This is a genomic window from Streptomyces ossamyceticus (assembly GCF_001418475.1).
Classification (GTDB): Bacteria; Actinomycetota; Actinomycetes; order Streptomycetales; family Streptomycetaceae; genus Streptomyces; species Streptomyces ossamyceticus.
In genome coordinates this window covers 1-1,296 of sequence record NZ_LIQX01000868.1, presented here as the reverse complement: position 1 = coordinate 1,296, position 1,296 = coordinate 1, and the positions used below count along the sequence as shown (strand labels likewise).

Below are 1,296 nucleotides of genomic sequence, written 5' to 3'. Positions count from 1 at the left end.
CCGCATGTGTCACCGCCCCGCGCCCCTGAAGGGAACGGGCCTGCGGCCCGCCCTTCATCCTGAAAAGCACGGGGCGCAGCCCCGGCCGCTTTTCAGGGGCGCGGGGAACTGCGCGAGAAACCACGACGCACCCGCACCCGCCGACGAACCGCGTACCCCCGAGCTGTCAGGCGCCCGGACGGACCCCTTACCCCAGCAGCCCCGAGGACTTCCACATCCGGCGCCCCACCCCCCGCAGCACCCCGATGTCGTCCAGGAAGTCCGTCAGCCGGCGCGCCCCCGTCTGCATGATGTCCCGCCGGTGCGCGCTCGCGCGGACCTGCGCGAGCGCCTCGCGCTGGTCGAGGCCGACGTTCGTGTAGACGTCGGGATTGATGAACGCCACGGAGAAGACCCGGGCGAACTCACCGGAGGTGACCCGCGTGAAGCTGCGGGACAGCCGGGGTGCCGTCACCATCTGCCGGCGCAGCTCCTCGCGGGCGTACCGCACGTGCCGGGCCTCCTCGACCACATGGATCCGGGTCACCCCGCGGACGAGCGGCTGGACCCTCTCGTCAGGGAACGTCAGCCGCTGCATCCAGTCGAGGATCTCCTCGCCCAGGAGGGTCGCGGTGAAGGATCCGGGGGTCGTGGAGATCGTCTTGAAGACCCGCCCCAGGTTCTGGTGCAGCCGGCTCACCGGGTAGTACGGGGTGTCCCCCTTGCTGATCAGCCGGGCGAACATCTTCGAGTGCCGGCACTCGTCCTCGATCTCGGTCAGCGCGTAGCGCACATGCGCGCTGGTCGCCGCCTTGTCGTAGATGTGTCGTACGAGCAACTGCATGAGGATGATCTCGAACCAGATGCCGAGCGAGGCCAGCGCGGCCGCCTCGTGCTGGGACAGGGCGATCCGCTGCTCCTCCGACATCCGCCGCCACATCGGCGTCCCGTACAGCGACACCAGCTCGGGCGGCCAGAACCACTTCCCCGGCTCGAAGGGCGCGTCCCAGTCCAGCTCCTTGTCCGGGTCGAAGGAGTGCTTCGCCGAGGAGGCGAGCAGGCGCTCGGCCACCTGCTCACGGTCCTTGAGCAGGCCGAGGGCGTCACGGAGCACCTCCGCCTCGGACACCGAGGTCACCGTCGTCATGGCTGTTCCCACCTCGTCGTACGGGGATTTTCGGTCAGTTACCGGCGGTCATCGCTTATGAGACTACTTGTCAGCAAGGGCGTCAATCCCCTGTGCGGGACTTGTTGACGACACGTCTACCGGTGGGGTCCGCGCGGCGTCGGCGGCCCCGGTCGCCCCGGACGGCGCGC

At 69.4% G+C, this 1,296-nt stretch carries 1 protein-coding gene; it reads right to left on the bottom strand.

Features of this window, described 5'->3' with window-relative positions; translation table 11 throughout:
* Positions 1 to 187: 187 nt before the first annotated feature.
* Complete coding sequence (locus AOK15_RS39915; RefSeq protein WP_055523999.1) at positions 188 to 1,126, bottom strand: AurF N-oxygenase family protein; 939 nt, start codon at positions 1,124 to 1,126, stop codon at positions 188 to 190.
* Between the last annotated feature and the right edge of the window lie 170 nt (positions 1,127 to 1,296).